At 64.4% G+C, this 6,760-nt stretch carries 8 protein-coding genes; 1 reads left to right on the forward strand and 7 read right to left on the reverse strand.

The window, feature by feature from the left end:
- Positions 1 to 152: 152 nt before the first annotated feature.
- The 7 genes from AC08ON_RS14475 to AC08ON_RS14505 form a co-directional block, all read right to left on the reverse strand.
- Positions 153 to 983 (reverse strand): EamA family transporter, encoded by an 831-nt coding sequence (locus tag AC08ON_RS14475; RefSeq protein WP_476608036.1) that lies wholly within the window; start codon positions 981 to 983, stop codon positions 153 to 155.
- A 2-nt stretch (positions 984 to 985) separates the two neighbouring features.
- The gene (locus AC08ON_RS14480) at positions 986 to 1,330 is read right to left on the reverse strand and encodes a hypothetical protein (protein ID WP_476608037.1); all 345 of its coding nucleotides are present in this window, start codon (positions 1,328 to 1,330) and stop codon (positions 986 to 988) included.
- 178 nt (positions 1,331 to 1,508) lie between these two features.
- Entirely contained in the window at positions 1,509 to 2,345 is an 837-nt protein-coding gene (locus AC08ON_RS14485; RefSeq protein ID WP_476608038.1) for a methyltransferase domain-containing protein, read from the reverse strand.
- A 92-nt stretch (positions 2,346 to 2,437) separates the two neighbouring features.
- Positions 2,438 to 3,415, reverse strand: coding sequence for a methyltransferase domain-containing protein (locus AC08ON_RS14490; RefSeq protein ID WP_476608039.1), 978 nt, complete (start codon positions 3,413 to 3,415; stop codon positions 2,438 to 2,440).
- Between the two features lie 129 nt (positions 3,416 to 3,544).
- Positions 3,545 to 3,754, reverse strand: coding sequence for a hypothetical protein (locus AC08ON_RS14495; protein ID WP_476608040.1), 210 nt, complete (start codon positions 3,752 to 3,754; stop codon positions 3,545 to 3,547).
- A 207-nt stretch (positions 3,755 to 3,961) separates the two neighbouring features.
- Entirely contained in the window at positions 3,962 to 5,143 is a 1,182-nt protein-coding gene (locus AC08ON_RS14500; RefSeq protein WP_476608041.1) for a pyridoxal phosphate-dependent aminotransferase, read from the reverse strand.
- Complete coding sequence (locus tag AC08ON_RS14505) at positions 5,140 to 5,682, reverse strand: hypothetical protein (RefSeq protein ID WP_476608042.1); 543 nt, start codon at positions 5,680 to 5,682, stop codon at positions 5,140 to 5,142. Before AC08ON_RS14505 ends, AC08ON_RS14500 begins: the two co-directional genes overlap by 4 nt.
- A 195-nt stretch (positions 5,683 to 5,877) precedes the next feature.
- Between AC08ON_RS14505 and AC08ON_RS14510 the strand changes: the two genes are divergently transcribed.
- Positions 5,878 to 6,456, forward strand: a complete 579-nt coding sequence (locus AC08ON_RS14510; protein WP_476617153.1) for a hypothetical protein — start codon at positions 5,878 to 5,880, stop codon at positions 6,454 to 6,456.
- Positions 6,457 to 6,760 lie beyond the last annotated feature (304 nt).

A 6,760-nucleotide genomic window follows, 5' to 3' on the forward strand; every position in this document is an offset into this window, starting at 1 on the left:
CCCAGGAGGAATAGGCACAACCGAACAGCAACGCTGTGACGCCGAGCCCGACCACCCGGCGCGGTCAGCCACGCCTGCAACCGACCCAGCCCACACCGGAAATCCTCACCTCAGAGGCAGACGAGTTAGACGATCATTTGAGATCAAGTGACTTACCCGAAGATGTTGAGGCAGAAGACGCCCAGCATGATCGCCGAGCACGTGCCCAGGCGCGTCGCGGACAGCTCCTCACCGAAAAAGCGCCAGCCGATCAGTGTCGCGAACACGACGCTGGTCTCCCGTAGGGCCGAAATCGGGCCCAGCGGGCCCCGGGTGAAGGCCCACATCAGCACCGCATAGGTCAGCAGCTGCACGAGCCCGCAGACTACCGCTGCGCGTAGTTCTGATACTCGGCCCCGCACGACCAGCCGGCCTCGCACCAGCAGGAAGGCCAGCGGCATCAAGATCCCGTACAGAAGGAAGATCCACGTGGTGTAGGAGTAGAAGTTGCCCGACAGCCGCGTCCCCATGCCGTCGGCGACGGTGTAGGTCGCGACAACAGCGGCACTGGCCACGGCCAGCGTGATGGCCTTCAAGCCGCCGTTGTCCCGACCCATGGCCATGATCCCGAAGGAGACCAGGCCGATCCCCACCAGCGTGGCTGGTCTCAGCTCCTGCCCGGCGAACATCGCGGCCCCGAGGGTGACCAGCAGCGGGACGCAGCCCCGGATCACTGTGTACATCGAGCCCAGATCGGCTACCCGGTAAGCCAGCGTCAGAAGAAGCGCATACAGAACCTGCACCGCCGCGGAAAACACCAGATAGGGCCAGCTCGCCGCGGCAGGCAGCGGCAGGGCGAACGCGAACAACACCGCGATCACGGTCGTCACGAAGCTCGTGACCGTGATGAACCACAACCGGTCGCTGTGACTGTGCAGCATGGCGTTCCAACTCGCATGCAGCGCCGCGGCGAACAGTACCAGCCCGGCAACACCGACCGGCATCGTCAGCTGCTCTGTTCCATGACGAATCGGGCGCGGGCCGCCAGGTCGAGATCGGTGTCCGGGGCGGCCTTCCCGCTGATCACGAGGACGCCGTAGGTGAAGACGCCGCAGGTGAAGAGGTGTTCGAGAGCCCGACCCAGTGCGGCATTGTCAGCGAGGACGTCGTGGCGCTCGAACGTCTCCTTGTCGACGCTTCGCGGGCTGATCCACGGCTTCCACTGCCGGCTGCTGCTGCCCGATACTCGCGCCTCGTCGCGTTCCGCGAGCCAGGACACCGCATAGCAGCTCTCGTGGCCGTCCGGCCAGACGATGTCGATGTCGATGTCCCCGCCGGACCGCCGCACCACTTTGACTTGATGTCCATCGGTATGATCACGGAGTCGAAATACTTCTGTTTCGCGTGACTGTGTTTCGCGTGCCTGTTCAGAAATTCGACGCACCGGAAGAAATCACACAGCCACAGCTGATGATATCGCAGTGCCCGGTCGGCGGACACCTTTATGATCAAGCACTCGGGATTCTGCGTCAGCATCTCTGGAGTCCCTGCTCCGAGGCCGAAACGGTTGCCGAGAAAAGGCCGTTGGCGAGTGCCCCTTCCCGCACGAAATTAATCTTGCGCTGCCAGCGCTTGATGATATGGTCGGCATCTTTCTTGTCGATGGAATACTGCCCGCCGTCGACTTGCGCCCGGTATGCGACGAGATCCGCCTCCAACCAGTCGCCCATTATTTCGCTAAGGTCACGGACGACGACAGACTCGAAGCCTGCCGCGGTGAACAGCTCGGTGTACTCCTCCATCGTGGGCAGATGATATCCCGAGACATCGACGTACTGCTCAAATTCGGGGGTCGAGATCCCCCGACAGAAATCAGCGATGTGGATCTCTCCGCCCGGCTTGAGCAACCCACGGCAGCGCACGAGCGCCCTCAGCTTGTCAGCTTCGTAGAGCAGCGAGTCCCGCGAGTAGATGATGTCGAAGGAGCGCTCCGCCAGGTCGTCGGAGTACACGTCGCCGTGGATGAACCGGACCCTGTCCTGCGGGTCGAACTCGGCCTTCCGAGCGCAGGCGATCTCGACTATGACTTCCGAGGGATCGACGCCAACCACCTCGACACCGAAGGCAGCGGCGAGGTAGAAAGCGGCGCCACCCAGACCAGAGCCGATATCCATGACCAGCATTCCTGGAGAAACGGACATCCCATCCAGCAGGATTCGTTTGAAACCGTCCAGACCGCGCGGGCTCTGGAAGCCGTCACCGTTAATGACCTCGGACCGCAGCACGTAATGCGGAACAGCGAATCGCGATTTCTCGTAGGCCCGTGCCAGGGCTTCCGTATCAGATTCAGCCTCAGATTTTTTCACGGCACCCTCTTCCATAACGATTCCCCATATCCTTCCGACCCATTGATTCCGCTGGACCTACCCCGGGCGCAGATGCTTCACGACCGGCCGACTTACTGGTCGTCCTCGGGAGGACGAACGGCCAGCAGGTAGCCGTAGCGGATCTCGGGTGAAGTCGTCCGGCTGGCTTTCACCGAGAATCCCGCCCGTGTCAGCAACCTTCTCCACTGCTCCCGAGTCCGCATGTACTCCCCGGAGCGCCGAAGGATCCGGTCGAGTATCTGTGCGTCCTTGAGCGCATGGCGGTAACAGTTCTGCTCCGCAGCATTGACTATCTTCCGATAGTAGACGTCGCAGACATCGTCGATGTCGTTCTGGCTCGATAGTGCCGAGGTGTCGAGAAATGTCTCGCCAAGGACCAGGCGGCCACCCGGGAAAAGCTCCCGGTAGCATTTTTCCAGGGCCCGCGAAATCTGGTCGTGGTCGACGTGATGCAATGACATGACCGCGATGATCGAATCGTACCGTGTGTCCGGTCTGTAGTCGAGGTAATCGGCGTGGACCAGTCGGGTCTCCTTCCTGCCTGTCCGGCTCAGTGGGACGCGCTCGAGCATCCGCACGCTGCTGTCGAGCAGGTCCAGACGCGCGACGAGCGGGAGCCTGGCCACGAGCGCGCCGTCGCCGCAACCGAGATCTAGGACGACGTCCGCTGGCTGAGGGTTTGCGGCCGTGATGCACGCTTCTAGCAGCTTGGAGTGTTGCCGCAGCCCGGGCAGTTGGTAGCCGTCCCGCTCCCAGGCGTCGAAGAACGACTGGCCAGGGAGTTTGGCGGCCACGGCCCAATCCAGTATGGCCCGATCAAGGCTGGGAATGTGACTTGCCACCGCGTCGAGTGTGTCGGCCAGCCGCGCGCGGTTGTATTCCCAGTTCGTCATCGGGCCCCGGGCCCGCCTTGCCACCTCCAAACCGTGCCAGGTGGAGGGCGGGACGTCGAGCCCGTCGTGCATGGCCGCCGCGTGTACGTCCTCCTCCGAGCGGCGTCGCAGTTCGGCGTCCGCACGATCGTTGGCATTGTCAGACACGTTCTCCATAGCCCTTCCTTTGATCGTCAACACACACTGTCGTCATGGGGTTGACCAGCCTGAGTGCCCGCACTCGGGCGGCGCTGGTTACGGCGAGTAAAACCGCCTGTCAGGCCACCGGCGGCATTGCTCATGGACCTACCCTGCGCGCCGGCGCTTCACCTCCTCGGCGAAGGCGATGTCAGCGGCGGTCACTTTGCCGTTTCCAATCGTCTCGAGCACCTGGGCGACTGAGGAGAGCCGCGACTCGATGGCGGCGGAACCGGACTCGAGAATGCTGGGGAGAGCGGCATCCACCGCCGTGAAAGTGAGTCGAAAGATCTTGTTCGCATAGACGGCGGCCGACACTCCATCTTTTTGCAAATCGCCTACCGAAACGTCGGGGTAGGTCGCCGGAATGACGATAACAGGGCAGCCAGGAAGTCGCCACGGTCGAACATAGCCCGCAGCCGCCTACTCTTCCCCTCGATCGTGTTGCGTTCTTCAAGCATCATAATCAGCTCCGTATTAGTGAAAGTGCCGCGGTCGCCTGCAGGCCCCGTCTGCCCTGCCCAATCAGGCGACGCCGTGGATGAACTCGAGCATGCGTTCCAGGGCCGCGGACAACTCCGGTCTCGGGGCGACGAACGACAGCCGGGCATGGTCGGGTTCGCCAAACGCCTCACCGGGCAGCACGGCGACATCTGCCTTGTCGATCAGGGCCTGCGCCAAGTCGCTCATGGTATCGAACCGGCAGGAAGCACTCGCCAGCAGCGGCGCGAATGACGGGAAGGCATAGAAGGTGCCGTCGGGTGGACGGAGACGGACGAGATCCGGCACCGACCCGAGAAACTCGACCATAAGGCTTCGGCTGTCCAGCAGCCTCGCCCGCAACTCTGCCAGACAGTCCTGTAGACCGGTGAGTGCGGCGGTCGCCGCAGCTTGGGCCACCCGGTTCACGTGATTAGTGGTGTGGGACATGATCGCTGTTGCCGTGCGAGCCGTCGGGAGATCCGCGACCAACCACCCCGCCCGCCATCCGGTCATCGCGTGACTCTTCGACACCGAATCGACCACGACGACCCTTGCGCCCGCAGCTCGCAGAACGTCTGCTGGTAGTTGGGTCACAGGGATCCAGGAGAGTTTTAGATACACCTGGTCCACGACGACGGTCACGTTCTTGCGCGCGCACCATCGGCCGATGTCGTCCAGGTCCGAGGCTGTCGGCATCGTCCCGGTCGGGTTGTGTGGCGTGGCCAGCACCAGCATCGCCGCGCCCGACCCCGCGTGTTCGTCGAGTAGTGACGCCGTCGGCACGAAACCGTTCGCGGGATTGGTAACGACGGGCACCGGCCGAGCGCCGGCCAGCCGGACGGCCGCAGCGTAGGTGGGCCAGTTCGGCTCGGGTACCAGAACGCCCGCGCCGCGTTCAAGCAGAGCGAGGAAGGCGAGGGTCAGGGCGTGCTTAGCGCCGTTCGTCGCCACAACCTGCTTGGCGTCTACCGGCTCCGCGGCGCCGGTAGACACCCATGCCGCGACCGCCTCCCGGAAGTGGGGATCACCAGCGACCGGGCCGTAGGTGTGCGCCCACCCGGATCGGACCGCATCGGTGGCGGCCTCCAGCACGTGCTCGGGCGGCGGTCCGCCTACCTCCCCGACGGTAAGGGCTGCGATCGGCCGACCGGCGGCGATCAAATCCCTGATGCGCGCGTTCAGGCTGGAGGTGGCCGACGGGTTCGTGATGCGGGGAGCGGTCATGAGCGCTTCCCCGGCCCGAAACCCGCCAGTACCGCCGGCGCCAGGACAGGCGGCGCCGGGAGGTTGCACTCCGAGGCCATCAGTCGCGGTGCCTCCCAGAGGGCAAACATCATTTGGGCCGGCTGGGTGAACCGAACGTTCCCGTGTGACTGTGCCCGCCGCTCCGTGGCCAGGTCGAAGTACAGACCTCGGCCGGCAGGAGCCGTGCGCAGGACATCGGTGTGGGCCACGACGAAGGAGACCCCTGGGAAGACCTCGAGTCCCTTACGAAGGTCACCGTCATCCGCCGGACGACCCTCGTCGAGGTCGAGCCGGTGCGCTCCCAGGCTGCTGATCGCGTTGACGACGCTGGTCTCACCGTCGTCGATGGCCACCCGGCACAGCTCGCGCCGTGGTGCCAGCAACCTGGTGGTCGTCTCGTGATGGACAAGGACCTGCAACCGGATCGCCGGATCCCTTCGCAACGCCGCGACCACAACCTTAGAGTTGACATCAGTCGACGTCAGCTCCCCGCCGGGCTGGTGCTGGCTGTCTGCCACCGCTGCCTCCTGCGCGGATGCCGCCATCGGTATGCAAGCGCATACCGATCTTAAGCGGCCTTAAGTCTACTTCGCCGTCCGCATCCCTGGAGGTAATGGTCGCCACACACGCGAGGATTCCCTGAATCCGCAGGCTACAGGCACATGGCCGCGACTCCGCCTCACCCGATCGTGCGCATCGGATCACGCTTCCCCATGATCCAAAGTGGGTCCGATCTGGAAAACGCTTGCAGTAATCAAAATTCGATCAAGTTTACGATCATCGATCTGGGCCGCTTGACAGGTTCCGGAGGGTGCGCTGGGAACGAGAGGAACTTGGTCAACATGTCCTATGAGAGCAACGTGTTGATCGGCGACCAGGAGATCAACGAAGACTATTGCGGCACGGACCTGTTGAACCGGCAGGCTGCGAGGATGGTGACGGCGTTGGGAGCGGCCATGACCGGATCGACGGGGCCGAGCCGGTGGCCGCGCTGTCCCGTTCCAGGCCATCTGGTCCGGGTGAGGACCGGCGACAGCGGCTTCTGCCCCCGCGGCGTACGTGGCCGCGATCGGCTCGATCCGGTCGACGGCGTGGGGAAGACCCTGCCGGCAATCTCCCGGAGGCTGGTGGTCCAGAAACGGGTGTGGACGCTGGCCGCCGGGGATACGGGTCATCATCCGCAAGGAGCGGCCGCACCCCCGGCTGCGAGCTGGTCGCCGCCGACGACGACGAGGAGCGTCGCAGTGGACGGAGGACCGTCTGCCGATCGGGCCGGTCAAGGAGTTTCTTGAGCATCACCGGCTGATCGGCTCGTCGCCGAACACGGTCCGGTCGTATGCGCATGCGCCGGTGGGCTGTTGTCGTGCGTCACCTGCTGTCCGGCTCACCATCTGCCGGCGCAGGCAACCAGCGGCGGCGACGCGCCGTTCCCCGGGGAAAGGCCGGGTAACGCGAACGGATCAGTAGGAAGAGCCGCTGATCTCGTCCGCGAGCCGGTGCGCCAGCTCCGGGGTCGCCGCGATCACGCCGGACCATCGGCGGCTGAGGTCGGGGACGATCTCGACCGGGCGGCCGAAGGCGTCGATCACCGCGCCG

The organism is Frankia sp. CoWAU3 (assembly GCF_977971855.1).

Bases quoted from the DNA above. Each gene is read 5' to 3' on its own strand.
- AC08ON_RS14500 (WP_476608041.1), bottom strand. From the start codon at position 5,143: ATGACCGCTCCCCGCATCACGAACCCGTCGGCCACCTCCAGCCTGAAC.
- AC08ON_RS14490 (WP_476608039.1), bottom strand. From the start codon at position 3,415: ATGGAGAACGTGTCTGACAATGCCAACGATCGTGCGGACGCCGAACTG.
- AC08ON_RS14475 (WP_476608036.1), bottom strand. From the start codon at position 983: ATGCCGGTCGGTGTTGCCGGGCTGGTACTGTTCGCCGCGGCGCTGCAT.
- AC08ON_RS14510 (WP_476617153.1), top strand. From the start codon at position 5,878: ATGATCCAAAGTGGGTCCGATCTGGAAAACGCTTGCAGTAATCAAAAT.